23 protein-coding genes, 1 tRNA gene and 2 pseudogenes are annotated in these 26892 nt (G+C 45.5%); 15 read left to right on the forward strand and 11 right to left on the reverse strand.

Annotation, left to right across the window (positions count from 1 at the left end):
- The first annotated feature begins 196 nt into the window (after window positions 1-196).
- Together KHN79_RS14830 and lhgO are read left to right on the forward strand one after the other, a co-directional pair.
- Window positions 197-2239 carry a PhoX family phosphatase gene (locus tag KHN79_RS14830; protein WP_182010289.1) on the forward strand — a complete coding sequence of 681 codons (2043 nt, stop codon included), beginning with the start codon at window positions 197-199 and terminating at the stop codon, window positions 2237-2239.
- Between the two features lie 402 nt (window positions 2240-2641).
- A complete protein-coding gene (gene lhgO, locus KHN79_RS14835) occupies window positions 2642-3883 on the forward strand; it encodes an L-2-hydroxyglutarate oxidase (protein ID WP_182010288.1) in 1242 nt (413 codons plus the stop codon).
- Between the two features lie 41 nt (window positions 3884-3924).
- Here the strand turns inward: lhgO and KHN79_RS14840 are convergent, their stop codons facing one another.
- From KHN79_RS14840 to KHN79_RS14855, 4 genes are all read right to left on the reverse strand, one after another.
- The gene (locus KHN79_RS14840; protein WP_182010287.1) at window positions 3925-4536 is read right to left on the reverse strand and encodes a DUF2913 family protein; all 612 of its coding nucleotides are present in this window, start codon (window positions 4534-4536) and stop codon (window positions 3925-3927) included.
- Window positions 4537-4568: 32 nt separating this feature from the next.
- Window positions 4569-4652: transfer RNA gene (locus tag KHN79_RS14845), tRNA-Leu, on the reverse strand.
- A 225-nt stretch (window positions 4653-4877) separates the two neighbouring features.
- Window positions 4878-5975 (reverse strand): DUF3541 domain-containing protein, encoded by a 1098-nt coding sequence (locus KHN79_RS14850; RefSeq protein WP_182010286.1) that lies wholly within the window; start codon window positions 5973-5975, stop codon window positions 4878-4880.
- A 41-nt stretch (window positions 5976-6016) separates the two neighbouring features.
- A complete protein-coding gene (locus tag KHN79_RS14855; protein WP_182010285.1) occupies window positions 6017-6625 on the reverse strand; it encodes an alpha-ketoglutarate-dependent dioxygenase AlkB in 609 nt (202 codons plus the stop codon).
- Between the two features lie 128 nt (window positions 6626-6753).
- On the opposite strand from KHN79_RS14855, the gene KHN79_RS14860 reads away from it, so the two are divergent.
- Window positions 6754-8136: a diguanylate cyclase gene (locus KHN79_RS14860; RefSeq protein ID WP_182010284.1), complete on the forward strand. Its 1383-nt coding sequence runs from the start codon at window positions 6754-6756 to the stop codon at window positions 8134-8136.
- A 351-nt stretch (window positions 8137-8487) separates the two neighbouring features.
- Here KHN79_RS14860 and KHN79_RS14865 read toward each other — a convergent pair whose 3' ends face one another.
- Window positions 8488-10044: a DUF3612 domain-containing protein gene (locus tag KHN79_RS14865; protein WP_182010283.1), complete on the reverse strand. Its 1557-nt coding sequence runs from the start codon at window positions 10042-10044 to the stop codon at window positions 8488-8490.
- Window positions 10045-10218: 174 nt separating this feature from the next.
- On the opposite strand from KHN79_RS14865, the gene KHN79_RS14870 reads away from it, so the two are divergent.
- Window positions 10219-10797 (forward strand): hypothetical protein, encoded by a 579-nt coding sequence (locus KHN79_RS14870; RefSeq protein WP_182010282.1) that lies wholly within the window; start codon window positions 10219-10221, stop codon window positions 10795-10797.
- A 103-nt stretch (window positions 10798-10900) separates the two neighbouring features.
- On the opposite strand, the gene KHN79_RS14875 is transcribed toward KHN79_RS14870, so the two are convergent.
- Complete coding sequence (locus KHN79_RS14875) at window positions 10901-11914, reverse strand: diguanylate cyclase (RefSeq protein ID WP_182010317.1); 1014 nt, start codon at window positions 11912-11914, stop codon at window positions 10901-10903.
- A 170-nt stretch (window positions 11915-12084) separates the two neighbouring features.
- Here KHN79_RS14875 and KHN79_RS14880 point away from each other — a divergent pair, with 170 nt between their 5' ends.
- Both KHN79_RS14880 and KHN79_RS14885 read left to right on the forward strand, forming a co-directional pair.
- Entirely contained in the window at window positions 12085-13629 is a 1545-nt protein-coding gene (locus KHN79_RS14880; protein ID WP_182010281.1) for a cryptochrome/photolyase family protein, read from the forward strand.
- Complete coding sequence (locus KHN79_RS14885; RefSeq protein ID WP_182010280.1) at window positions 13629-14336, forward strand: SDR family oxidoreductase; 708 nt, start codon at window positions 13629-13631, stop codon at window positions 14334-14336. Before KHN79_RS14880 ends, KHN79_RS14885 begins: the two co-directional genes overlap by 1 nt.
- Before the next feature lie 6 nt (window positions 14337-14342).
- Here the strand turns inward: KHN79_RS14885 and KHN79_RS14890 are convergent, their stop codons facing one another.
- Together KHN79_RS14890 and msrB are read right to left on the reverse strand one after the other, a co-directional pair.
- Window positions 14343-14495 carry a DUF2256 domain-containing protein gene (locus tag KHN79_RS14890; RefSeq protein ID WP_182010279.1) on the reverse strand — a complete coding sequence of 51 codons (153 nt, stop codon included), beginning with the start codon at window positions 14493-14495 and terminating at the stop codon, window positions 14343-14345.
- A 271-nt stretch (window positions 14496-14766) separates the two neighbouring features.
- Window positions 14767-15906: a peptide-methionine (R)-S-oxide reductase MsrB gene (gene msrB, locus KHN79_RS14895; RefSeq protein ID WP_182010278.1), complete on the reverse strand. Its 1140-nt coding sequence runs from the start codon at window positions 15904-15906 to the stop codon at window positions 14767-14769.
- A 224-nt stretch (window positions 15907-16130) separates the two neighbouring features.
- On the opposite strand from msrB, the gene KHN79_RS14900 reads away from it, so the two are divergent.
- The 4 genes and pseudogenes from KHN79_RS14900 to KHN79_RS14915 all read left to right on the forward strand — a co-directional run bounded on the left by KHN79_RS14900 (window position 16131) and on the right by KHN79_RS14915 (window position 18387).
- The gene (locus tag KHN79_RS14900; RefSeq protein WP_182010277.1) at window positions 16131-16529 is read left to right on the forward strand and encodes an OsmC family protein; all 399 of its coding nucleotides are present in this window, start codon (window positions 16131-16133) and stop codon (window positions 16527-16529) included.
- 133 nt (window positions 16530-16662) lie between these two features.
- On the forward strand, window positions 16663-17217 hold the full coding sequence (locus KHN79_RS14905; RefSeq protein ID WP_182010276.1) for a sugar O-acetyltransferase: 555 nt from the start codon (window positions 16663-16665) through the stop codon (window positions 17215-17217).
- Window positions 17218-17524: 307 nt separating this feature from the next.
- Window positions 17525-17888: pseudogene (locus KHN79_RS14910) on the forward strand (DUF805 domain-containing protein).
- 22 nt (window positions 17889-17910) lie between these two features.
- A complete protein-coding gene (locus KHN79_RS14915) occupies window positions 17911-18387 on the forward strand; it encodes a GNAT family N-acetyltransferase (protein ID WP_182010274.1) in 477 nt (158 codons plus the stop codon).
- Between the two features lie 120 nt (window positions 18388-18507).
- On the opposite strand, the gene KHN79_RS14920 is transcribed toward KHN79_RS14915, so the two are convergent.
- Window positions 18508-18912, reverse strand: coding sequence for a nuclear transport factor 2 family protein (locus KHN79_RS14920; RefSeq protein ID WP_182010273.1), 405 nt, complete (start codon window positions 18910-18912; stop codon window positions 18508-18510).
- Between the two features lie 163 nt (window positions 18913-19075).
- On the opposite strand from KHN79_RS14920, the gene KHN79_RS14925 reads away from it, so the two are divergent.
- From KHN79_RS14925 to KHN79_RS14940, 5 genes and pseudogenes are all read left to right on the forward strand, one after another.
- Complete coding sequence (locus KHN79_RS14925; RefSeq protein ID WP_211907297.1) at window positions 19076-20260, forward strand: ABC transporter substrate-binding protein; 1185 nt, start codon at window positions 19076-19078, stop codon at window positions 20258-20260.
- A 47-nt stretch (window positions 20261-20307) separates the two neighbouring features.
- Window positions 20308-21177, forward strand: a complete 870-nt coding sequence (locus KHN79_RS14930; protein WP_182010272.1) for a branched-chain amino acid ABC transporter permease — start codon at window positions 20308-20310, stop codon at window positions 21175-21177.
- A 2-nt stretch (window positions 21178-21179) separates the two neighbouring features.
- Window positions 21180-22888: pseudogene (locus tag KHN79_RS14935) on the forward strand (branched-chain amino acid ABC transporter ATP-binding protein/permease); the annotation flags it as partial.
- Window positions 22889-22952: 64 nt separating this feature from the next.
- A complete protein-coding gene (locus tag KHN79_RS21810) occupies window positions 22953-23657 on the forward strand; it encodes an ABC transporter ATP-binding protein (RefSeq protein ID WP_310648668.1) in 705 nt (234 codons plus the stop codon).
- Entirely contained in the window at window positions 23657-24931 is a 1275-nt protein-coding gene (locus KHN79_RS14940; RefSeq protein ID WP_182010270.1) for an amidohydrolase family protein, read from the forward strand. Before KHN79_RS21810 ends, KHN79_RS14940 begins: the two co-directional genes overlap by 1 nt.
- A gap of 74 nt (window positions 24932-25005) precedes the next feature.
- Here KHN79_RS14940 and KHN79_RS14945 read toward each other — a convergent pair whose 3' ends face one another.
- Both KHN79_RS14945 and KHN79_RS14950 read right to left on the reverse strand, forming a co-directional pair.
- Window positions 25006-25707, reverse strand: a complete 702-nt coding sequence (locus KHN79_RS14945; protein ID WP_182010269.1) for a GntR family transcriptional regulator — start codon at window positions 25705-25707, stop codon at window positions 25006-25008.
- 169 nt (window positions 25708-25876) lie between these two features.
- Entirely contained in the window at window positions 25877-26782 is a 906-nt protein-coding gene (locus KHN79_RS14950) for a LysR family transcriptional regulator (protein WP_182010268.1), read from the reverse strand.
- Window positions 26783-26892 lie beyond the last annotated feature (110 nt).

Consider the following 26892-nt stretch of genomic DNA (forward strand, 5'->3'; position numbering starts at 1 on the left):
TCTTCTTAGTAGCTACCGGTGTTGTTTTCTTTGGAGTTATTCAAGTCATATTAGTCATATTCAAGCAACATAACTTTCATCACTTTTAATTATTTCTGTCATGTTTTTTCTCCAAACTTCCTCACGCTCAATGACTTATAACATTCAAATTTAAACTCAAACTTTAATAGAAAGCTAACAGCGGGGAAGTGACACCATGAGTAAGGAAACGTTTGACGCAACGCGTTACAACCACAGCAAGAACAAACCATTTGAAGAAGTTCTGGAATCGAGCTTGTCTCGCCGCAGTATTCTCAAAGGTGGTCTGGGCATCAGTGCGATGACTGCGTTTGGAGCCTTTGGATTAGCTGGTTGTAACTCGTCAGGGTCAAGCTCAGGTGCAGGAACCAGTGCTGCTTCTGGCGTATCACAAGCGGTACTTAATTTTGAATCGATCCCGGGCTCGTTAACGGATGCAGTTTCGGTTCCTTCAGGCTATACAGCACAAGTATTAGTGCCTTGGGGTACACCATTAAACGCTCAGGGCAATGCCTGGTTAAGTGATGGCACAAACACCAGTACCGATCAGCTAAATGCACTTGGTATGCACCATGACGGTATGCATTTCTTTCCATTGAATGACAGTACAACGGACGGTCTGTTGTGTATCAACCACGAATACATCGATACAGATGCGCTGCATCCAAATGGCCCGACTGTGGAAAACGATGTCCGTACTGTTGTTGATGAAGTACGTAAAGAGATTAATGCTCACGGTGTTTCTGTTGTTCGTATCCAGCTAGAAGATAACGTATGGAAACTGGTTGATACTGATCCACTCAACCGCCGCTACACTGGCGCGACAGTCATGGACTTATCTGGTCCTGTTGCAAACTCAGCAATGACGGTAACCCGCTTTTCTCCGGACGGAAGCCAGGCTCGTGGTACCCTGAATAACTGTGGTAACGGCTATACACCTTGGGGTACGTACTTAACGTGTGAGGAGAACTGGCCCGGTTATTTTGTAAATGCAGGCGAACGTACTGAAGAGCAGGATCGTATTGGTATTGAATCAGCAAGCACCCGCTATCTGTGGGAAACCCTGGCCGGAAACTCTGAAGAACGTTTAGATGAGTTCACTCGTTTTAACTTAGCGCCTACTGGTAGCAGTTCATCAGATGACTACCGTAACGAAGCCAACGGCCATGGTTATATTGTTGAAATTGACCCATACACACAAAACTCTCGCGCGAAAAAGCGTACTGCACTGGGTCGCTTCCGCCATGAAGGTTGCACATTCGGTAAGCTAGAAGAAGGTAAACCAGTTGTATTCTATTCTGGTCACGACTCTCGATTTGAATACCTTTACAAATTTGAATCAGCAGCGGCTTGGGATCCGGCTGATGCGAGTCCATCTAGTCGTCTGACAACGGGTGACAAGTACATGGATGAAGGGACGCTTTATGTGGCTCTGTTCAATGAAGACAGCACGGGTACATGGTTACCACTCACCCTAGACAGCTTAACGACATCTGGCGGTACCCTGGCAGACCATTTTAGCTCTCTGGCTGAAATCATTCTGAATACGGCTGGAGCGGCTGATCTCGTCGGCGCAACACCGATGGACCGCCCGGAGTGGTGTAGTGTTGATCCGTTTACCGGCTCGGTATACCTGACGCTGACGAACAATACTAAGCGAACTGACGATACAAACCCTGCAAACCCACGCTTAAATAATAAGTTTGGTCACGTTATTCGTTGGGATGAAGGTGAGTCTGCAACTGAGTTTACCTGGGATATCTTCGTATTTGGTTCGCCAGCGAACGGTGACGCAGACACTAACCGTTCAAGCCTGACGGAACTGAACCAGTTTGCTAGCCCGGATGGCTTGGCATTTGATGCTCGCGGTATCTTATGGATTCAAACAGACAACGGTGCGGATGAGGTGACTTCATACACCAACGACCAGATGCTGGCTGTTGTACCGTCAAAACTGACAGATGAAAACGGTGATCAACTTACTATAGGGGCAGACAACCAAGCGGAGCTAAAACGCTTCTTTGTTGGTCCGAATGGTTCTGAAGTTACTGGCTTTACCATTAGCCCGGACTACAAGTCACTGTTTGTAAACATCCAGCATCCAGCTAACTGGCCATACAGTGACGATGCGACTGAAGAAACACCAGCAGGTACAACGGTTCGTCCGCGTTCTTCAACGGTTGTGATTCGCCGTGAAGACGGTGGTGAAATCGCAGTATAATTTCTGTTTCTTTCATAAGCTAAAACGAAGCCCTGCTGATGCAGGGCTTTCTGTTTTAGATCTCTAGAGTACGAAAGAATAGATATCTGCCACTTGCGCTGCGTAAAAATTACTTTAGTTGGTTAGCCAAAACTGTTTCGTGCGGTAGACTGCGCGTTAATTTCTAACAAATTTGTTTATAGTGGTCGCAATATATACCCAAATAACCTCAAGATGCTAGGTTCAGCTAAAGTGACTTGGTATGCAGGCAAGGCAACGATTTGAAGATCTAGTGGTTTTAAATCGAAAATCGTTAACAAAGTCTGTAAGTCAAGGCAACTCGCCCTTTGCTCTGAATCCTGCATCTTGAAGTCATTTGGATATAACGGTAACAATCCCACTTTCGGTTTTATCAGAGGTCGTATGAAATCAGTCTATGACTACGTTGTAGCCGGCGGCGGCATCGTCGGAGTATCTACTGCCTGGCAGTTACAAAAGCGCAATCCCGGGCTTTCTATATTGCTGGTGGAGAAAGAGGATGGATTCGCAAAACATCAGACTGGACACAACAGTGGTGTGATTCACGCCGGCGTCTATTATGAGCCGGGTAGCCTGAAAGCTGATTTTTGTAAACGTGGTGTTGAGAGTACCATCGCGTTCTGTTCTGAACATGGTATTCCCGTTGATAATTGTGGAAAGTTACTAGTAGCAACAAATACTCAGGAAGTTGAGCGCATGAATGTGCTGTACGAGCGATGTCATATTAATGGAATCGAAGTTGAGCTACTTGATCAGGCACAGTTAAAGCTGGCGGAGCCAAACATCTCAGGGCTGGGGGCGATTTATGTTAAAGCCACCAGCATTGTTGACTATCGGTTGGTTACTCAGCAGATGGTAAAAGAGTTCCAAAAGATCGGCGGACTGATCAGCCTACGTACTGAAGTGGTTGCAATAGAAGAAAAAGACGAAGAAGTACAGCTTACCTGTATAACGGATGGCCAGTCGATGCAGTTGAACTGCAAGATGTTAATGACGTGCAGTGGTTTAATGGCCGATCGCATGACCAAGATGATGGGTATTAAGACCGACTTTCAAATCATTCCGTATCGCGGTGAATATTATCGTTTAGATAGTAAACACAACAATGTAGTTAATCATCTGATCTATCCGATTCCTGATCCGGACTTACCTTTCTTGGGAGTACACCTTACCCGAATGATCGATGGTTCTGTGACGGTTGGGCCTAATGCGGTGCAAGGGTGGAAGCGAGAAGGCTATGGTAAGGTGAATTTCAGCTTCAGAGATACATGGCGAATGCTGCGTTTTTCTGGTTTTTGGAAAGTCACACACAAACACCTAAAAACCGGGTTGGAAGAGCTGGTTAACTCTTGGTCGAAACCCGGATACTTAAAACTGGTCAATAAATATTGTCCTGCTATCCAAGTTGATGATCTCAAACCTTATCCGGCTGGTATTCGTGCCCAGGCTGTGTTGACGGATGGCACGTTAGTCCATGACTTTCTATTTGCGGAAACCGCAAGAAGCCTTCATGTCTGCAATGCGCCATCGCCTGCTGCGACATCAGCAATTCCAATAGGGGAGTACATTTGTGACAAAATTGATGCCAAAGTCATGGCGAAAGTGGTGCTCCCTAAGAAGCTTTAGAGCCGATCAGATAACTATTAGATGAGAAGTCGATGGTTGAATTACGCCAACTCTAGCGTGATTCGTACGAACTGCTCGTCTTGATACTGAACTTCGTAATTAAAGGTGTTACTGGCGTAAATGCTGCCTAAAAACAGCGAGCGCTGACTCATTGGACCGCGGAAAAGCATCGAGATAGGGGCAACTAAGGCATTATTGTCGTCGAAATGCTGATTCAGGTTCTCAGATAATACGCACAATAAACAACCGTGTTGTTCATGTGAAAGATCGACGTCTTCCGGACGAGAGAGAAGTACAGTAGTACCGAGTTTTTTCTCAATTTCGTTGATCAGTAGTAAGTAGCTATCCAAATGTGGCTGAGGACTACTTGGTTTATCAGCACCAACGCATCGTTCAAGCAAGGCTTCAAGATTACCATTTTCTCCTTTTGCCTGCTGAGTCAGAGTCTTTAACGGCTTTTTAATCAGCTTGTAGCGATTACTTTTCAGTTTTGGCTTAAGCCACTTTTGAAGCAAATCATTACGTTCTTTTACGGGAAGGGGACGAGAGGATGTCAGGATCTTGAAGTGCAGATGCAGTAAAGCATGCACAGCAAGTTCGCTCAGAAGTTGGTTAGCATCTGCGGATTGTCTTGCCTGCTTAGAACTTTGCATTACACTCATACGAAATCTAAAAAGAAGGATAATGGTGCCGAGAGAGGGACTCGAACCCTCACACCAAAGGCACTAGCACCTCATGCTAGCGTGTCTACCAATTTCACCATCTCGGCATCATGAAGCTCTGCGTTCACTCTAAAGCTACTTAGTCTAAAGCTAACAGTACAGAGGCTTCGAAAGAAGCGAATCAGATTGTATAACCAAATTCCATCTGTTGGCGAGAGCAAAGTTACTCATTTTTAGCCTTTCGGGTTTGATTGCACATTTATTGGCCGTTTTAACCACTGTAGCGTGAAGTAATTACCTTAATTTCCTTGTTTTTTATAGGTGAAATGGGTTTATGACTCTGGCTTTTTAGGCACTAAGCCATAGGGTATAGATTGGAACGACTTTTCCAGTGTCTGATAGTCCGGCCCCTTGTTCACTCCTCGCCAGTCTAATAACATGATCGCGAGTATATTCCGGTGTTCACCTGAGTTCAGATCAAACTTTCTGTCTGTAGAAGGAATCATACCTTGCTCTGAGTCGATGGCGGCGCGTATCGCGTGACGGGTTTTTTCGACAACCGGATCGTGATTCAGCCCTGCTAGAAGGAATGCGATGCCAACTTCAGCAATGACATCCTCTTTGCAGCGGCGCAGGATATTGTCGATATTTTGGCGCAGGTAGTCGTAGATCCACTGGTGTTCCTCTTCACTGACTTGTCGTTGATAATATTGAGAGTCGGCAAAAATGATGTGGGTAAGACCGTAAATTTTGTTCCAGTACTGCTTGGTTGATAGCCTCTTGTCGTTATCATCCGGGTAGGTGGTTTTAAATGCACTTGTGAAATCATCAACCAGGTCTTGCTCACCCAATTGGCGAAGCCAGTAGACCTGATTGGCAAGCTGCGCAGCCCACGCTTCGATCATCTCTTTATCCGTTACGTAATGAGTGAAGTCATATCGTCGAATGATCTCTCGGAGAATGTCGTCATTTATATGCTTTAACCCGTACTCATCTGCTCTGGCCATCGCACTCAACAGTTCTACTCCAAGATACAAATATTCAGGATGATGCTTACTCACCGTATAACGAAGCTGGCTTCGTTCTGTGTCCTTACTTTGATAGTGGGCCAGACGCTGGGATGAATACAAAATGATATCTTCTGGTTTGGCGACTTCGTTGGCGAATCGGTTTAGCTGGCTCGCAACTTGCGCCATATCGCTCCAAATCGCGGGCAGATACTTTTTGTCTTGGGTTTGACGGTACATACGTAAACCAAAGTGGCTTTCTGCTGAAGGGGAAAGCGTAAAGAGTTTGCGTTCATAGGAGTCACGGATAAGTTGTGCAGATTGAGCATAGCTGGAGGGAGGAGAGTCAGCCTGAGTTGTTAGGGCAGTGAATATCACAGCGCAAAGAAGGAGAATTGTTAAACTAACAGGCTTAATACGCATAAGTTCATTCCATGGACGGGTTGTAACTAGAGTATAAATCCTTAATCAACATTCAAAATATGCCTGAACGTAAGGTTAATACGTTCACCTTTAGGCTTGGATGTTTTTGGGACTCCATGTCTCCAGTGATGTTGCAGCTCGCCAGCCATAATTAACAGAGCACCATGAGACAGTTCATATTCTATCTGAGTTTTACAATGTAAATTTCTTAATACAAAGCGCCTGGTTTCGCCCAAATTCAAAGAGGCAATCACAGGGTTTCTGCCTAGTTCCGGTTCATTGTCCTGATGCCATCCCATCGAGTCCTGTCCGTCACGATATAAATTGGCCAGTACCGAATTAAACCTCACTCCGGCGATGGCTTCACAACGTTGTTTTAGAGCCATCAGCTCTGGTGTCCACGAATGAGGGGACATTGTCAGTCCGGAATAAGTATAGCTGGCGTCACCGTGCCAACTTTGCAGGCGTGGCTGAAGTACCGATTTTCCAAAGAGGTTAATACGTTCTTGCTGCCACGGTAGTGTCGTTCTTAACCGGGAAAAAAATTCATCCGCCTCAGTGGATCGGAGGAAGTGAGGGGAATAGTAAAGCCTTCCCTGCTGAACTTCTTGCCAGTAGGCGTTTCCAAATAAATCACCTTGCTGTTGCATGCCTTGCACCAATTAATAAAAAACTCAGATAACAGTTATCTTTATGATAGCTATTGGGTATTATTTCAATAAGAATTCTAACAATATTTAAACGAGTCTCGAGGTGGTATCGAGGCAGTGGAAAGCGGATGCACTATTTCTCTAAAAAGCAGTATTATTTTTCCCTTTTCTTCCTCACTTTCTTTGTTCTATGTGTTGGGATTATTGAGTTAACTCAACAGAGTCATCGAGAACTCAACCGGGAACAGTTGCAAATTGAAGCTAAAGTGCAACTGTCTATTCTCCGCTCCAATCTGGAAGCTGAGCTCATGGCTGACATCTATAAAGCCAGCACGTTAGGTACCCTAGTGACACTACTACCGAAGAGCAATAAGAAAGAGCTGAGTATCGCCGCTGACAGAGTCGTCAACAAAAGTAAAAATATTACAGCTATTGGGGTTGCAGAAAACGACGTACTGAACTTTATTTTTCCCGCTAAAGGTAACGAAGATGTTCTCGGCCTAGACTATCGCACAGTGCCTGAACAGTGGGTTCAAGTACAGAAAGCCAGAGAAATTCAGGAGATATTCATAGCAGGTCCGGTTTCTCTGGTACAGGGGGGACTAGGACTTATTGTACGTGTTCCTGTTTTTCGCGACCCTCCGCTTAATAGTGATTACTGGGGAGTTATCAGTGCTGTTATCGACTTTGATAGTCTGTTAAAAGCGACTGGTGTGATCGACTTTTCTCAGCGTTATCCGCTAATGATACGTGGCTATGACAGTGAAGGTGAATCAGGCGGAGTCTTCTTCGGCACGAAGAGCACATCAAAGCCGCAATTTGCTCAAGAAACGGTACATTTTCCACACGGCAGCTGGAGTTTAACCGTGTTCCCCGGCGGGATTCCAGAACATCAACTCCCTTGGTACTCATTTCATATGGTTAGGATGATTGGTTATCCTGCACTCTTGGTATTGAGTATCGCGCTTTTCGCTATTTATCGTTTGTATATTATTGCTGATACCAGGGCTCTGCACGATGAGCTGACACAGCTACCAAATCGTCGCTATTTTATGAAATCTTATAAGCGGCAGTTTGCAGACGCTAAGCGACATAATCATCGTGATAGTTTTGCCTTGATCAACATTGATCTCAACCGGTTTAAATACATTAATGATACTTATGGTCATGATGCTGGAGATAAAGTACTGCGGGCGACGGCACTTCGTATAAAAAGTAGTCTCAAGAGCACTGACATGCTTGCGCGGGTGGGCGGCGATGAGTTCTTGGCTGTGGTAAATAACCCAACGTCAGAAGCGCATTTGTTTGCTGTTTTAGAGAAACTGAGACAATCCTTGAGCTCAACTCCTGTTGTGTACGAAAAAGAGTCATTTTATGTAAGTGTGAGTATTGGATATGCGATGTTTGATCCGACTATCGATTCTCCGGAACAAATGATGAAAATTGCCGATCAAAAAATGTATCAGCAGAAACATAGTAGCAGTCAAAATGTTCAGAAGGTGTGGGGATAATCTTTATTGCGCACTTTTATGGCAAGCTTTTAATATAAAAAACCGCACATTGTTCTGAATGGGATTGAATGTCTTTTTGAGAAAGTAATTAGTAGCAATGCGGCAGATGGCATATTCGGAAGTGATTGCACTTTGCAATTGCAAAACGCGAAAATACTGCCTAATAAAGCAACGATATGCATCTAAGTTGGCCATAAACTGGCTTTTTTAAAGTTGGCACACATAATGCTTATATTTAAGCGACCCTTATTAAGCCGAGGGTCACCTAGCCAACTGACGTTGTTAGTGAATAGAATTTGTTCACAAGTATATATCGCCAATCACGATTGTTGTGATTGGCGTTTTTTCTTTCTAGAGATTGAGAATGTCGACGTTATTGCATCCTTCTTCCGCCTCGCCACACTTACTGTAACAGCTTGGTTGTCTTGGGCAGACTGCTCCTCTTGAACAAATTAGCCTTGCCTGGGTTTGGATTCCACGCTCTATCCAGTTGATATTCAGAATCTTAGCGATGGTCGTTAAGTCCTTTTTAATATGCGCCGGAATCATGCTGCTTCCGCCGGAAGCAACACACAGTGATTTCAGTTCCTCTGCAATAGAAACAGCATCACCACCTTGTGCAGAGATTGCCGGGTTCAAATCGATACCGGCACACAAAACACGATTATTTCCCGCAGGGTCAAATACATTGACTGATTCACAGCAGTAAATACGGGGCTCGTCACCCACATTCAGAATTGAGATTTGCGCTGAGCTGGTATCTAGTGGTTGAGATAAGCGGCGAAATACTGCCCAGTGCTGACAAGGATCGTTGACTTTACGCATGTTGCCCCACGGCAGCGGAATGCCGTTGCCTCTGTAAACTGCTTTAAGTTTTCCCGGACCGTAGGCGTCAAAATAGTGCCAGTGCGGGTAAGGCGACACGACGGTCATCCGACGCATCGCAACGGAAGGGGAAACCCCTGCTTTTTTGTGTACATCGATTTCGTAGCCAGAACGGTCTAACAACTGGCGGAATGGAACTTTAGGACATAGGAGCGCACCGGCAAAGAAACTGGACTCAAAATCGCGCCATGCCTGTAAAATGTCTTGCGAGTTCAGCCCTGAGTTCGTGGTCAGACTGTCTGATTGATCCCAGCTGTCCTGGTGTCCGATAGAAAGCACGTTGTTCATCGCATCACTGCTGTGCAGTACGCGGTGGCCAATGTATACCGCTAAGTCGTACTTCAGCCTCGTCGGATAATCGCGCATCCGTTTGTTGAGATAAATCGTTCCTGGTGCCTCCATAAACGAAGTTATCAATTGTTTTGCACTTACTCCCAGTTCATCAATGACATCCTGAGGAGCACGATCAATCCAGCGAATATCCAGCCCCATGCTTTTTGCAATATCGATTAAATCTTCCACTGAAAGGTTCAGACGCTTTAGCCCGACTTCTTCTGCAGCACGCTCCAAGTCAGGGAAGTGATTCTGATGACTTTCCTGGTGTGCGCGAATGAGCAGGTGGGCGAACTGACGTCCGGTGATGCCCGTCTGGGAAAGCATTTCAGGAATCGCAATTTGCAAAATGTCATTGGAAAACAAAAAGCTAGGTTCTAATGCCATACCACTAATGCCGCCACGGTTGCCTTTATTCGGCGTAATGGCTTGAAGCTCTGGTTCATCATCTAAAAACCACGCCGGATTTTTTTGAAAAACTTCTGCGATTACCTCAAGCATATCGATACTTGGAACACGTTTACCGCGTTCAATCATGGAAAGGTAAGAAACCGAAGGTGCGTACTCTGGATTGATCCTCACGCAGCGTGCAGAAAGGTCTTCCATAGTTAAATGGTTGTTTTTTCTTAGGTTACGTATTTTAGTACCAAGAAAATGAGACTGACGAATTAAGCTTTTTGACACAGACATTTTGTAAAATTCACATTGTAAAATTTTTGTTGTGAAATTGTAGTAAATATTTCGCTAATCTACATAGTGAGCAGGCAAGGAAATTAACCATTAACTTCACAGAATTGCCTGAAACTTAAACAACAGTATGAAGTGTGTAGTCGAGAACGAGTTTTACAGTGTGAGGATATGACGATGAATATGCTGAACTTCGATAAAAAAGAAATGCAAAAACAACAACGCCCATTTATCGCTGAAGCCGTATTTGCCGTCGAAGCGGTGAGTGCAGAGCAACAGAGTGAGAAACAAGTTAAAGCTAAACAACTACTTGACCGTATGTTCCCACTGGAAAACGGATCTCACGAGGATGTATCAAGTTACGTAATCGACTACCGTCATGTATTGGCTTACTTCAAAGACGGTACACACAGCGGAATGAAGTGTCCGAAGCACTTTGTCGCTTACACCGGCGAGAAGGAAGATCCTAAATCCATTCTGCTAAAAGATGAATCAGGAAACCATGTGGAAGTAATGTTTGGTTGCCACAAGGGCACAGGTAGCGTTGAGCTGATGGATATCGATGATATTCAGCTGGAAACCCGCACAACATTCAGCCCTGAGCTTACAGGTAATGCACCAACTGCCATGCGCCATTGGATCAGCTTAGTGAAGGGTGATACAAAAGGTAAGCCGATGGCATGCAGTGAAGATAAAGAATACACCGCTAAAAATGGTGAAGACTACAACCTGAGCTACTGCTACAACGTGGATTAATTTCAGCATCCGTAATCCAACAGCCAAGAAGACAAAACCCTGCACAGTATGCAGGGTTTGTTATTTTTCCGATGTAACCAGTATTGGTTACTGCTCCTGGAAGTTAAAGAGGCATCACTCGGTTGCGTCCCAATTGCTTTGCATCATAAAGCTGTTTATCCGCTTTATAGACCAGACAGTCAGCCGTGTCGCCAGGTTCAAATTCTGCAACACCAAAAGAGGCGGTAATATTGTCCACTGGCTTGCCGGTACGTTTATCTTTTACCCGCAATTTCTCGATCATACGGCGTAAACTATCGGCATACTGACGGGCCATACGTAGTGACTTATTCGGCAATATTAAAGCGAACTCTTCGCCTCCAAAACGATAGGCACAAGCTCCCTCACGACAACCTTGTTGCAATCGGCGAGCGATGGCTTTAAGAACGTTGTCACCAAAGAGATGGCCGTAGCTGTCGTTAAATTCTTTAAAATGGTCAATATCAATCATAACAAGGCTCATCGTCTGATTTGCTTCAACCAAAGAAGCCAGATCTCCGTCAAAAGCGCGACGGTTGTACAGACCAGACAGGCCGTCAAACAACGCGTCTTTTTGTACATCAGCTAATTGATCTTTCAGACGAGCAATCTCTTTACTCGCGTTAGTGAGCTGATAATTTAAGAATTTAGTGGAATGACGAATTTCGTGAGAATCCGCAACAAGCTGACGAACAACACTCATTACTTCTTCGATACTCAAGTTACTGTCTTGAACTTTTTCTAGTTTGCTAAAGCTCTTATCGACCATATCGGAAAATGATGAAGTATCAGAAAGGGTATCACTCATCGAACTGGATACTTCATTCAGCAGAACTTCTATGTTGGTTCTGAGATCGTCTAAGCTGGTTTCTGCTTTGTTCGCCACGTAGCGCTTATACAGGTGGTCAGTACTTGTCGGAGGGAAAGTTTCATAGTTGTCCAACACGGTATCCATTTCCAGATTAAGATCTGGAATCGTATGATCTACGTATGCATACCAAAGCGCATAGTTGGCTGGGGTGGCAGCTACCTGATTCTTGAACATCAGCGGTACTGCTTTTTTTAAGTTCTCGGCGGATTTTTTTAACTCGTCGGTCATTTGTGCATGAAAGTAGCAAAATGGAATTGTGGGTAGAGTAGCGGAAATTGGTGCATACCGCTTTATTTTTTTCATTAGATTTAGGTTAAATACAGGATTTCAATCGATTCTGGGCTTAATGTCCACGGTGAGTGATTTGAAATGTGAATTATTAGTGAGTGAAATTAATTGTGCATTATGAAACGGTGAGGCTAATACTTGGTGACCAGCTCAACAGCGAGCATTCATGGTTTGATCAAGTGGATGAGAATGTACTTTACCTGATAGCTGAACTCAGGCAAGAAAATACCTATGTAACCCACCACATTCAAAAAGTGTGTGCATTTTTTGCGGCGATGGCGCAGTTTGCCAGAGAAAGGCAAGAAGAAGGTCATCATGTGCTGTACCTGTCCCTTGATAATACTCAACCTTTTGAGAGCCTCGGTGAAGTGTTGAAACATTATGTCACTGATACAGGTGCAATTAAATTTGAATATCAGAGGCCGGATGAATACCGGCTACTGGAACAGTTAGCCAACCTTAAAATTGACGGTGTCGTAACGCGTTGCGTAGATACTGAGCATTTCCTGTTACCTTTCGAAGAAATTGAACGAAACTTCCCGCAGGGTAAACACATTACGATGGAGCACTTTTACCGCCGTATGCGTAAGCGCTTCAATATCTTGATGCAGGAAGATAAACCATTTGGCGGGAAATGGAATTATGACGCCAATAATCGTAATAAGCTCAAAGCAAAAGATATCGAACAACTGCCCAAGCCATTAATGTTCAGCTTAAATGTGAATGAAATTAGAGAGCGGCTCAAACGGCACAACATTCAAACCATCGGCAAGCTAAATGGCGATTTGCTATGGCCTGTAAACCGAAATCAAAGTTTGTCTCTGTTAGCCCATTTTTGTCAGGTTTGTTTGCCGCAATTCGGACGCTTTCAGGACGCGATGACGGCTGAGCATAACGCCCAGTGGAGTCTGTACCACAGCCGGTTGTCTTTCTCGATGAACAGCAAGTTACTGCATCCTAAAGAAGTCATTGATGATGCTCTTAGCGCATTCCACGCTAACCCGGATATTGATGTCAGTCAGGTAGAAGGTTTCATCCGTCAAATATTAGGCTGGCGAGAGTACATACGCGGCGTTTACTGGGCGAACATGCCACAGTATCCGAAACATAATGAGCTTGGAGCATCACGTCAGTTACCCGGTTACTTCTGGAGCGGGGAAACGAAAATGGCGTGTATGCGCAATGCGATTGGACAGTCACTCGATTATGCCTATGCACACCACATTCAGCGTTTGATGGTCACAGGTAATTTTTGTTTGCTCACTGAGATCGATCCTGACCAGGTGGAACAATGGTATCTCGGTATTTATGTTGATGCGATTGAGTGGGTAGAAATGCCGAATACAAGAGGCATGGCACTGTTTGCCGACGGCGGAATTGTCGGCACTAAGCCCTATGCGGCCAGTGGCTCCTACATTAATAAGATGAGTGATTACTGCAAAAACTGCTCTTACGATAACAAAGCTCGTAGCGGTGAAGGTTCGTGTCCGTTTAACAGCCTGTATTGGCGATTCATGCATAAGCACGATAAGCGCTTAGCGAAAAATCCCCGCACAGGGATGATATTTCGTTCTTGGGATAATATGGAACAACCGCAGCGCCAAGCCATTCTCGATACCGCAGAGCGATATATTTCTGACTTGGAGAACCTGTAATGAAAATACTGGTTGTCGGTGGCAATGGAGGGATAGGATGGGCGATGACTCAAGAGGCGGTGAGGCGCTTTCCGACAGCAAAGATTCATGCTACCTATCATCGAGAAATTCCAGAACGCTCTCTATTAGAAGTGACTTGGCATCAAATAGATGCCACTGATGAATCGCAAGTAAAAGAGTTGAGTGTGAATGTCGGGAATGTCGACTGGGTTATTAACTGCGTTGGGATGCTACATACCAAGGAGAAGGGACCAGAAAAGAACGTGAGCTCTCTCGATGTGGACTTTTTCCTACAAACTATCTCAGTGAATACTCTGCCAACTCTACTGTTGGCGAAATACTTTACACCGGCTTTAAAGCGCAGCTATGCCCCTAAATTTGCTTCTATATCGGCAAAAGTCGGCAGCATCAATGATAATCAACTTGGTGGCTGGTACAGCTACCGATCCTCCAAAGCCGCATTAAACATGTTTCTTAAAACCTTGGCGATTGAGTGGCAACGTACTGTAAAGCATGGAGTGGTGTTAGCGTTACATCCCGGCACCACAGATACGCCGTTGTCAAAACCGTTTCAAGCGAATGTCCCACTAGACAGACTTTTTACGCCAGAACGTGTTGCGTTTGATTTGATTACGTTAATAGAAAAAGCAACCCCGCAAGATAGCGGGGCGTTTTGGGCGTATGACGGCGAGTGCTTACCTTGGTGAAGCCCGCTAAGACTGCGTTTTTTGTGAATTATTACGTCGACAGCGCTCCGAGCAGTAAACCACATCAGGCCAGTTTTTCGCCCACTTTTTTCTCCAGCAAAACGGGCGTTCGCAGGCAGGGCAAATCTTCGTTGGCAGATGTGATTTAAAGCCTTTCATATATACCCAAATAACTTCAAGGTGCCTGGTTCAGCGAGAATGCATTGGCTTACAGTCGCGGCAACTATTTGAAGGTCTAGTGGTTCTAAATCAAAAATCGTTAACAAAGGCTGTGAGCCAATGCAACTCGCCCTTTGGGAGCGTGTCACTGACACAATTTCAGCGTCAAATAACTTGGAAATAGCTTGCTATTCCGCTGCGTTACTTTCCTCGAATTTGAGCCAGTGACAACGCTCTGAATCCTGCACCTTGAAGTCATTTGGGTATACTTTTATTCAAAAAGATATAAATAGTCGTTGTAGCCCAGTTTTGCCATTTTACTTACCGGAACAAACTTCATTGCTGCCGAGTTCATGCAATAGCGTAATCCTGTTGGTTTTGGCCCGTCTTTAAATACGTGTCCCAGGTGGGAATCTCCAAATTTGCTGCGAACCTCGGTTCTTGGGTACAACAGCTTGTAATCGGTTTTCTCCACGATATAACCTGGATTGATAGGCTTGGTAAAGCTTGGCCAACCAGTGCCGGATTTATATTTATCTGTTGAGGAGAAAAGTGGTTCACCACTGACTATATCGACGTAGATACCTTCTTCTTTGTTATCCCAGTACTCATTATCAAAAGGTTTTTCCGTTCCCTCTTCCTGAGTTACGTAATACTGGATCTCAGTTAAGGTGGACTTAATCTCAGTTTGAGAAGGCTTACTGTATGCTTTCACTTTCGACAGCAGATTCTTTTCATCAATAAGCTTTCTCAGGGTTTTCGGATGCTCTGTGCGGTCATCACCAAACACTTCATCCAGATATTTATCTCGACCCGAAGCGTAGCGGTAATATTTGTATTTCAGACTGCTCTTTTTGTAATAGTCCTGATGGTACTCTTCCGCAGGATAGAATGTCTCAAACTTAATAAGCTCTGTTTTGAGTGGTTTCGGGTAGATCATCGCTTTGTCGATTTCCATCATAAACTGCTCGGCAATCTGCTTTTGCTCTGCAGTATGATAAAAAATCGCCGGGCGATACTGAGGACCACGGTCTACAAACGAGCCTTTATCGTCCGTTGGGTCTATGTGTCTGAAAAAGTAATCCAGTACCTGCTCGTAGCTCACCACTTCCGGATTATATTTCACCTCAATCACTTCAATATGGCCGCTTTTACCTGAGGACACTTGTTTGTACGTTGGGTTTTTAACGTGACCGCCTGAGTAACCGGATACAACGTCCAATACGCCGGGCAGTTGTTCTAGATCTGATTCCGTACACCAAAAACAGCCACCTGCGAGTGTGGTGACTTCAGTGTTAGCTGATGTATTAGTTTTGGGCATTGTATCCGCGAGAGCGGTTTTACTCAGCAATAGAAACAAGACCGGAAGCGCGAAAGAGAATCCGATTAGTCGCTTAGATAACATTTTCATAGCATCCTCTATGATTATTTTTTCAACTGTTACGTAAGTAGAAAGGTAACAGAGCGAAAAAATTGCATTGTTTTTAAAATATACGTTGTCCTTTTTTCTGGCAAAGATAGAGTATCGCCATGTAATACACCCAAGTTATTCTCGCTGAACCGAGTATCTTGAGGCTACTTGGGTATACTCCGCTTATGTTTAGAATGAGCCGGCAAAGAAATATGAGGAAAACCATGCAAGCAGAAGTTAAATGGGTCGAAGATTTTAAGTTCCTGGGCCAGTCTCAGTCCGGTCACTCAGTTGTGATGGACGGCAATGGTGGTGCAACCGCCCCAAGCCCTATGGAAATGGTTCTGATGGCTGCTGGTGGTTGTAGCTCTGTGGATGTTGTAGATGGGTTGAAATCGGCAGATCAAAAGGTAACCGCAGTTAACGCTAGGTTAACCACAGAGCGCCGCGAAACAGCACCACGCATTTTTACTCAGGTAAACATCCATTTCGAAGTGTCTGGCGAAGATCTTGACTCAGAGATCGTGGCAAAAGTAGCCGCTGATTCACTGGAAAAATACTGCTCAGTCTGCTTAATGCTCGGTCAGGGTGTTGAGATGACTCACAGCTGGGAAATTGTGTAGGTCTCGCAGAACTTAAAAATTCAGAAAACAGGAAAGAGAAAAGCGCTGGCTTTTCTCTTTTTTTATTCCTCAGATCACGTACTGTAAACGCGATAAATTCTCGCTGAACAAGCTAAAGTAGTAAGGTTTTTCGATGACAGAACTAGAAAAAATGATGTCTGGTCAAGTGTTTAATGGTATGGATGAATCAATTGATACCATTAGGACTCATGCCACGCATGCATTACGTGCACTTAACAACAATACCGATGAGAGTAAACGTTTCGAGTTGCAAAAGGAGCTGTTTGGTAAAGCGGGTTTGTGTATTGTTCAGGCTCCGTTTCATTGTGAGTTTGGTAAAACGATTGAAATTGGCGAAGAGACTTTTATCAACATGAATGTGGTAATGCTCGATGGCGCAAAAATTACCATTGGCAACAATGTGCTGATCGGTCCAAGCGCTCAGTTTTACACCGCTTCACATTCTCTGGATTATCGCAGTCGTCGTCGCTGGGAAACCTTTTGTAAACCTATCACTATTGAAGACGATGTATGGATTGGCGGGAACTCTGTTATCAACCAAGGTGTTACGATTGGTGCGCGCTCCGTTATTGCTGCTAACTCTGTGGTGAACAGTGACGTACCGCCAGACTGTCTGTATGGTGGCACACCAGCGAAATTAATACGTCGTTTGGATGAAGAGTCTTAAGCTGCTAAGTAAAAAGATATTCACCGATAACAGGTTGGGTTGGTAGTCACCTGACCTGCTATTTATGTTCCTTCAAATTGTCCGTTCCGTGCCTCAACAAGATATTTACTCCTGCACTCCCTATCCTTCGTTAAATATTTTTAAATAATGCGGTCTGGTCGACTTTGATGATTCTGCTGTCTCACTCCCGAACTAAGTTGCTGATTGTAAAGTACGCTAAAATGTATGGGTTGTATTTATTATTGTGCAAAAAGCCTATGCGCCAAAACTGCGCTTAGACGAATTTATAAGTTCTGGAGAGAAGAGTATGGAATGGTATTTAGCCGTCCTAAAAAAAATATGCAGTATTTACAGGGAGAGCAAGGCGAAAAGAGTATTGGATGTTTTTTCTTTTCAATATTCTTATCACTATTGTTTTAGAGTTCTTGGACGGATTATTAGGCACGACGTTTATCGGTGCTGTGTACGGCCTAGCAGTGTTAATTCCCGGTATAGCGGTTACCGTTCGTCGATTACACGATATTGGACGTACGGGTTGGTGGGCGTTAATTGGGTTGATACCGGTGATTGGTTTTATCGTACTGATTATATTTGCGGCGACTGACGGTGATAAAGGCAGTAACGAATATGGTCTTGACCCGAAAGAGACAGGTGAACCATTTGTCTCATAACTCTCTTTGAACAAGGATTGGAATGAAGCCAGATTTATACGGTGATCGCGTCATTTTAAGAACGATTCGAGCCGATGATGCTTACGATCTGTTTGAGATTTATGGTCATGAACAGACCATGCAATTTGCCTCAGACCCAACATTTACGAGTTTGGACATGATTCACCAGATGCTGGAGAGCGTGGTGCTGTTAGAAAAACTCAATCAGTCTCTGGAATGGGCGATAGTTGAAAGAACGTCAGACAAAGTGATTGGTGTTTGTGGCTTACATGCGTTCAGTGCGTGCCGTACTTCTTGTGAGGTTGGGTGTCTTCTTAACGTTAGTTACTGGAAGCACGACTTTATGTCTGAAGCTTTGGGTTTGTTGTTCTTACACGCTAAGTCATTAGGTATAAATCAGCTAATTGCTGATATCGATAAAGGTAACTTCCGTTCTCAGGCTATGTTTGAAAAACTGGGGTTCGTACCCCAAGATGGGCTTTATTATTACTCGTTGTGAGAATTTACAAACTCATTTGGTTCGTTTCAGGTGTTCACTGAGCTCAAGGCTAAAGGCCTGCAAACAAGTCGTTCGCAGGCCTTTTTTATTTGCAATTAGCTGGCTGAATATGAAGTTTAGTTAGGCTTGTTCGCGGTTGATTTCCGGCGAGAGGATCCACTCAGCACTATCATTGAGTACATCCATCTTGGTGATTTTCCCGTTACGTACCTCAAAACGGTCGGTGTAGCGGTTACCGTCAAAGTGACGACCATCTTTCCATTGCCCATACAAGTAGCCGATGGAATAAACCACACAATGATCCTCTTTCTGCATCGCATCGTACTGGACGATATTCTTTTTTACCCACTCATATCGTTGCTGATTAAATGCCGTGATTGCCTGGGCATTTTCCATCTCTCTGCGTCCGGTGAACGTAATTTTTACGTCGCTATCCATGTACGTAGCAGCGGTGTCCGGATCTGGAATCATTGACGCTTCTAAAAACTTACTCACGACTTCTATTGCTTTATCTACTTCTGTCATATCTATGTCCTTGTTGTATACATTTGGTGCAAACTTATCCACTTTGGATCATTTTTGTGCACATTTTTACGCTAATTCACCGAAAATCAGGGCTTTTCGTCTGGCATCTTAATTGCTAGCAATAATTGTGCAATAGCTAGCAATTAATGAGAGGAGGGATTTTATGAAGCGTTTAACAATGAAGAAATTGGTGAACAAAGGATTAAAGGTTGGGGTTGGCACGGTGCTTTCGTTAAGTGCTATCTCTGCTTATGCCGTTGAGCCTATCAAAGTGGGTCTGGTAGCCGCACTCTCCGGACAGTCTGCAAAGTCAGGGGAGGCGATAACACGAGGCTTAGAGGTTGCGATTGATGAAATTAACTCGGCTGGTGGCGTACTTGGACGTCCGTTAGAGCTTGTGCGTCGTGACGATGAAAGTAATCCGTCTAAAGGTTTACTGGCCGCCCGCGAACTGATTCAGAAGGAAGATGTGGCTGTGTTGTTTGGCGGGCTGGATACGCCAGTTTCATTAGCCATTGTTCCTGTCGCCAATAAGATGAAAATGCCTTTCATGGGCGTATGGGCTGCCGGGACACCGATTACGAAAAATGGCGCGAAAGAGAACTATGTTTTCCGTGTTTCTGCGGTTGATGAAGTCGTCGACGAAGCCTTAGTGCAGTACGCCATCGACAAATACGAAATGAAAAAGCCGGGCATGCTACTGATTAATAACCCGTGGGGCGAATCTAATGAGAAAGGGTTTCGTCTCGCGCTTGAAGCTCGCGGTATGGAATACACCGGTATCGAACGAATTGAATCTGGTGACGTAGATTTGGTTCCACAGTTAACCCGACTAAAAGAGAAAGGCACTGACACCTTGTTGATGGTCGCTAACGTAGCCCCTTCAGCTCAGGTAGTTAAGTCGCTTGAGCGTATGGGCTGGGACGTACCTGTGGTTTCACACTGGGGACCTGCTGGCGGTCGTTTTGGCGAACTTGCTGGACCAACCGCTGATCGTGTGCACTTTATTCAAACCTTTACGTTTACCGATACTAAATCAGGAAAAGGCGGTGACGTGTTTGCCAAGCTGCAGGCTAAGTTCCCGGAAATTAAAACCGTTGCTGACGTGACACCAGCAGTGGGAATTGCCAATGCCTATGATGCGATGCATCTGACAGCGATGGCGATTGAAAATGCCGGTTCGACAAAAGGCAGTGATATTCGTTCGGGTTACTACCGTATCGATGACTACAAGGGCTTGATCAAGGACTTCAAACGCCCATTCAGTGAAACACAACATGATGCGATCGGCGCGAAAGATTATGTGTTCACTCACTTCGTAAACGACCAAATTGTACCTGTGCAATAAAGCAAAGCAGTAAGTCACTAGGTCAATGATAAGGAGAGCGTGAAACAATGTTAACCGCTGCAGTCATTACCGGGCTAGGTTTGGGAAGCATGTATGCTCTCCTTGCTCTCGGGTTTCATATCACTTACATCGTTAGTAAGACGGTCAACTTTTCTCAGGGCAGCGCTATGATGCTCGGAGCGGTACTGTCGTATACCTTGTGTATCACTTGGGGAATGCCCTACTGGATAGCGTTTTGTGTCACCTTGATGTTGAGTGCGCTATACGGTCTGGTTATTGAAAGATTCCTCGTCCGTCCGTTTGCCAGTAAAGGATCGGACGCCTGGCTGATGGCGACTGTGGCGGGAGGCATTCTGATTGATAACGCCGTCATGTTTACATTTGGTAAAGAGCCTCGCCAGTTCAGCAATGCATTTGCGACGACCAGCGTTGATTTGTTTGGTAGTGGTGTTTATGCCTTACAAATCATCATTCCTGTCGTTGGTGTCATTATCGCTTTGCTGCTTGCCTTTGCCGTGCGTCATACCCGCTTGGGGAAAGTACTGCAGGCTTGTGTGCAAAACCCGAACTCAGCACAGCTAATGGGTATTAATGTTGGCCGCGTGGTTGCAGCAAGTTTTGCGGTGTCCACCGTGCTTGCAGCCATTGCCGGAATTTTGATCGCCCCTTTGTATGCCGTTCATTCGGATATGGGAACCTTGTTTGGCCTGAAAGCATTTGCGGTCGCGATTTTGGGCGGCATTACCAGTGCTTCTGGCGTGTTTACCGCCGGGATTATTTTTGGCTTGGTAGAAGCAATTGTCACTGTTTATCTTGGCTCTGCATTTACACAGATAATCACCTTTACTCTCGTCATTTTTGCCCTGGCTGTGAAACCTAATGGATTGTTTGTCAGAGGCCAGGAGATCAAAGTATGAGTATGACAGGAACAAAATCGTGGTTATTAGTCGCAGTCGCCACGTTAGTAGGTTCGCTCTTGTGTTTCTTACTCGACAGTTACTCGCTATTGGTGTTTACCTTATGTGTCATCACTGCTTTAGTAGGCGTCGGACTGAACATTTTAATGGGTATGAGCGGCCAGATAAGTTTTGGCCACATTGCCTTTTATGCCATAGGCGCTTACATCAGTGCGCTCCTGCTATTAAATGATGTGCCGTTTGGATTAGCCGTGCTGTCTGCCGCTTTGGTTTGTGGTGTTATTGGCGCCTTGTTAGCGATACCGGCCATGCGTGTGAGTGGCCCTTATTTAGCTATGATCACTATCGCTTTTGCTTTTGTGGTTCATCATGGCCTGATGGAGTGGCGTGATGTTACCGGGGGAGCCAACGGCTTAATGGGCATCCCTATGCCTGAACTCGGTGATTTGGAAGCAGAGCGATTACTTGCATTGATCGGCGTGACGATTTTAGGAGTGTCTTTACTGGTCTACCAACATCTCTATTCGAGCGGATGGGGAAAAGCAATGCGAGCGGTAAAATCGAGCCCGATCGCAGCACGTTCGCTTGGTTTTAATCCAGTGCAGACACAAACGCTCGCCTTTGCCATCTCGGCGCTGTTCGCCGGTCTTGCTGGCGCCATGATCCCACCGCTGATGATGTATATCAGCCCAAGTACTTTTCCTTTTACTCAGTCGATTTTGTTCGTTTTGGTGGTGATCCTTGGTGGGGTGGGCACACTGTGGGGCCCCGTCATTGGTGCAGCGATTGTCGTTTTGTTGCCAGAACTTCTTGCTCCGCTGGCAGAGTACCGTCTGCTTATCTTCGCAGTACTTTTACTTGCCGTACTTTGGGGTGCACCTAGAGGACTACTTGGTGAGATCAGCGCGAAGTTTCGCCGTACTGCAACACAACTGCCACCTAAATCAGTGAATCGTCACCTGATTGGTACATTTTATGACCGAGCTGATAACGGAGTCAGTGGCTTATTGGTCGACGATATCAGTATCAGCTTTGGTGGTGTTGCTGCGGCACAAGGCGTCAGCTTTGAAGCGCCTCTGGGTAAAGTCACCAGTATTATTGGTCCAAATGGTGCTGGTAAGACAACGGTACTCAATATGATCAGTGGTTTCTACAAACCGGATCAAGGTAGTGTGCAGCTCAATCAAGAGTTGGCTGGCCTGAGTGCGCATAAAATTGCTCGTTGTGGCATTTCCCGTACTTACCAAACCAGCCAGTTGTTTGACAGTATGTCGGTGTTGGAAAATCTCCTCGCGGCAATGCAACAAGGCAGCATCGGGCATCCGTTTTACGCCGAACAAGCGGGGCAACGCGAACTTACCTTAAACCTGCTTGCGCTGGTGGGTTATCGAGGTTCGATTAACACTCCGGCTCAGGATTTACCTCATGTTGACCGACGTCTGGTTGAAATAGCTCGTTCACTAGCGACCTGTCCCTGGGTTCTGCTGCTGGATGAACCTGCCGCGGGGTTAAGCCGTGAAGATACCGATCAGCTGGCTGGGCTTATCAAGTCCATTGCAGGCTTTGGTATTGCGGTCATTCTGGTTGAACATGACATGAAACTCGTGATGGGGGTGAGTGACCAAATTCTGGTGTTAGACGCTGGAAAACCGATCGCGTTGGGTGAACCTAAACAGATTCAGAACAATGAGAAGGTCATTGCTGCCTATCTTGGCGCGACCAATTATGAGGCTCCGCAACGAGCTGAAAAATGGCGAGCCACCAGAGAGTCAGTACTGTTCACCAAAGGCTTGACCATAGATTATGGCGCGTCACCTGTGGTTGAAGGTGTCGATGTTGAAGTCAATCCGGGCGAGTGTGTGGCGATTTTAGGGGCGAATGGCGCTGGTAAAAGCAGCATCTTGCAAGCGATGGCTGGTCTGAAAAAAGCGGGAGCAGGAACCATCGGCTTAGACGATAGCTATATTCATGAGCTTAATGCCAATCAAATCGCTAAACGCGGCTTAGCATTGGTGCCGGAAGGTCGTCAGTTATTTGGTGAATTGTCCGTGAAAGACAACCTACTGATGGGGGCTTACTCAAGACAGGACAATCTCGATCCTGAGTCTGAAATTGAAGCTATTTTGCAGCGTTTTCCTCGCTTACGGGACAGAATCGACAGCCCAGCAGGACTGCTGTCTGGTGGTGAACAGCAGATGGTTGCTGTCGGCCGCGCCCTTATGGCCAAGCCGAGAATTTTGCTGTTGGATGAACCTTCACTTGGCTTAGCTCCTTCTATGATCGGTGAACTGTATGATGCACTGGCGCAGCTTCGTGATGACGGAGTCACCATTCTGTTAGTCGATCAAATGGCTAACTTAGCGTTACAGATTGCCGATCGTGCCTACGTTCTCGAAACCGGGAAAGTCGTGCAATCAGGCACTGCGGAGCAGCTATTGTCCGATTCTGAATTAGAAAAAGCATACATGGGGGCAGGTTAATGAAAGCAGATACCGCGGTGATTAACTTCCGTTTAGAAGGACAAGATGCTTTACATACTGCGCTGATAAAGCAGGGATATTTTATTCAGTTTCTGTCTCAAGATGAAGTCGACGTTTCTGGTTTGAAAGTAGATAACGTGATTGATGCTAACGGAAAACTGATGCTTCCGGGGCTAATAGAGACTCATGTCCATCTTGATAAAGCGTGTACCGTCTCACGTTGTCAGTTACACCAGGGAACACTCAAAGAAGCGATTGAACAGACCGCTGCGCTGAAGCAAGCATTCACTTACGATGATGTGTATCAGCGAGGAAAGCGAGTACTGGAACAAGCGATCACACAAGGCACGAGCTACATGCGAACGCATGTGGAAATTGATCCGGTCATCGGATTGAGAGGTTTTGATGCGATTAAGCAGTTAAAAGAAGACTACGCTTGGTCAATTACACTTGAAATATGCGTTTTTCCTCAGGAAGGGCTACACAATAATCCGGGTACCTACGAGCTGTTAGTCTCGGCACTCGAACAGGGGGCAGACCTATTGGGAGGGTGTCCCTACACAGACTCTGATCCTGAGCAGCAAATTAAAACGTTATTTGCTTTGGCTGCCAAGTACGATGTTGATTTGGATTTTCATCTCGACTTTGATCTGGACAGCTCAAGAATGTCGTTACCTTATGTAATGGAGATGACTAGAGAGTTCGGATATCAACAGCGTGTTACTGTCGGACATGTAACCAAACTCTCCGCACTAAAGCCTGATTCTCTGGCGGAGGTGGCGAAGGAAATGGCAAGTGCTGGTGTGCGACTAACGGCTCTGCCGAGCACGGACTTGTTTTTGAATGGAAGAGAGTATGATCATTTAGTGCCAAGAGGGGTTGCTCCGCTTTTGCCATTGAGTGCTCATGGTGTCTGTTGTTCTGTTTCAAGCAATAATATTGAGAACCCATTTACCCCCTACGGAGATGCATCCCAGGTCAGGCAGGCAAATTTATACGCAAACATAGCGCAGCTGGGTACCCCGAATGAGCTTAGTCAGTGCTTTGAATGGATTTCTGCTGAGTCGGCCAAAATCATGGGCTTAGCTGATTATGGAATTGGGGTAGGAAAAGTAGCGGATGTAGTGTTTTTTGATGCCAGATCTAAAGCGGAAGTGGTGGGGACCATTCAAGCGCCGGGGATGGGGCTTAAGCGCGGAGTAGTGACCTTTACTCACCAGAAGGCGATGCTAAAGCCCCCTCAGTCTACAGTTACAGACACGATAGCGAGCTAATAACAGCTTGATTTCGATCTATATAGAAAAAGGGAAGGTGTTACCTTCCCTTTATTTTTAAGTACTAAGAACAACTAACCACGAAGCGCTTCGTTGAGCTCCAGTTCCTGATCTTTGCCGCTACTCAATACCAGTTCGGCCTCTAAGTGGTCTAAATGAGCGATCATGACTGAAGTTGCTTGCTCAGTATTGCCGGACTTTAATGCGTCAATGAGCGATTGGTGTTCGTCATGCTGACATGACGGTACGTCGTTGCGTTGGTACAGGGCGACGATCAGTGAACTGCGGACCATCAGGTTGTCGAACATCTCGATCAATATTCGGTTTCCACACATATCTGCGAGCATTCGATGAAACTTGGTTAATGCACTGACAATGGCGCGGCGGTCATTGGTTTTAATCGCCTCTTGCTCTGCGAGCATATGTGCTTCTATCTCTGACCAGCGCTCTTCAATGGTTTGAGGTGAAATGCTTTCAACAATGCCTCTTTCAATCACTCGCCTTGCAGCGAATACTTCTCGGGCTTCTTCTTCACTTGGTTGTGAAACCAAAGCCCCTCGGTTTGGCTCTATGGTCACGATGTGCTGCAGTGCCAAGCGTTGTAGCGCTGTCTGGACATGGTTTCGATTCGCATCCAATGCCGCAACGATTTGAGCTTCAACAAGGCGTTGGCCTGGCTTAAGCTTGTGCTGGGCAATGGCTTTGGACAAGGAACCCATAATGCGTTGCACTTCTTGTTGTTTATGAGTCGAAGCTTTAGAGCGCGACGTAACCATACTTTCTTATTACCCCATTTTTCAAAGACAACTTCAGCTGTTTTTAGTCTTTGCTTTATCTTTAATTCTTAATGCTTTTTCTAACTTCTGAGCGTTGCTCCTACTATATCAGAACAGCGCACTAGATTTGAAACTTCAGTGCTGATGAATAGGTTAGCGTAAACCTTGTTTAGCGATCCCAATAGGGCATATCAGTGCCCAGTTTCTCACTGATAAAGTCAATAAATACCCTAACTTTTAATGGCATATGTTTTCTTTCCGGGAAAACTGCGTAAATAGCGTGTTCCGGTAATGCGTAGTCTTGCAGTACCACCATTAGATTGCCAGCCGCAACATCTCTTGATGCGATAAATGTCGGCAATTGCGCGATGCCTGAACCCCGCAGGAGAAGTTGCCGAATGGCTTCGCTGTTATTTACCACAAAATTACCTTTTGGCAGTACCCTGTATTCTGTTCCATTGTTCTGGAACACCCATTCGACGCCGCCTCGGAAGTAAGAATAGAGTAGGCAGTTATGCGTAACTAAATCCCCCGGTTTTTGTGGTGAACCATGCTGGGAGAGATAGTCGGGCGACGCGCAGAGTATGCTTTTACAAGGCGCCAGACGCTTGGCGACCAAATTGGATGAGGCTAACTCTCCGATCCGAATACCCAAATCAAAGCCGTCTTTTACCAAGTCGACCATTTTATCTTCGAGGTTTAAGTCCACTTCAATTTTAGGATAGCGGGAAAGAAACTCGCTTATCAGCGGGGCAATGTGCAACACACCAAACGACATCGGTACGGTGATTTTGAGTCTGCCTTGTGGCGTACCTTGCAGCTCAGTAACGGCGTCGACACCTTGCTGGGCGAGATTGACCGCCTGAGAGGCATATTCAAAATAGCGTCGTCCCGCTTCGGTAAGACTTAGTTTCCGGGTTGTGCGGTTAAGTAAGCGGATGCCGAGGTCGTCTTCCAGCTGATTAATGCGTTTGCTGATAGCAGACTTAGTCAGGTTGAGCTGTTTGGCCGCAAGGGAAAAGCTGCCACATTCCACCACGGCTACAAACACGGGCAGGGAGGCTATCGCATTCACATCAAGTTCCTTCTAATTGTTGATTACAGGGATACAATTAATTTCCAATTATAGTGATTATCTTCCATAAGAAAACAATCTAGACTATGCACCAGTATTACGACCTTAAA

Source organism: Vibrio sp. B1FLJ16 (assembly GCF_905175385.1).
Taxonomy (GTDB): Bacteria; Pseudomonadota; Gammaproteobacteria; order Enterobacterales; family Vibrionaceae; genus Vibrio.